The following is a 307-nucleotide window of genomic DNA, read 5'->3' as shown; positions in this document are numbered from 1 at the left end:
TATTCAAGATACAGCGGGGAATGATGCTGCAAGCATTCCACAAACCACTTTGCCCACAGATGACAACCATTCGAATGTTGATAGCACAGCGCCAATATTACAAAGCGTAGAAGTCAATTCTGCTGGACAATTGGTATTCCATTACAACGAAACTTTAGATGGAAACAACCCACCCAATGCCAATGATTTTAGTATCACGGTTAATGGTCAAGTTGTTGTTCCAACTGCAATTACAATCACAGGTAACGATGTATTATTGAGTTTCATTCCCGCGATTGGGATAGGACAAAGCGTTACGTATAGCTAT

1 protein-coding gene is annotated in these 307 nt (G+C 40.7%); it reads left to right on the top strand.

Annotated elements, in window-relative coordinates:
• A partial coding sequence (locus tag D7V20_RS19665) for a SwmB domain-containing protein (protein ID WP_171407878.1) occupies nucleotides 1-307 on the top strand: 307 nt, incomplete at both ends.

The organism is Acinetobacter rongchengensis, from assembly GCF_003611475.1.
Lineage (GTDB): Bacteria > Pseudomonadota > Gammaproteobacteria > Pseudomonadales > Moraxellaceae > Acinetobacter > Acinetobacter rongchengensis.
The sequence above is the reverse complement of the archived record's forward strand: the minus strand, read 5'-3'. Positions and strand labels throughout refer to the sequence as shown.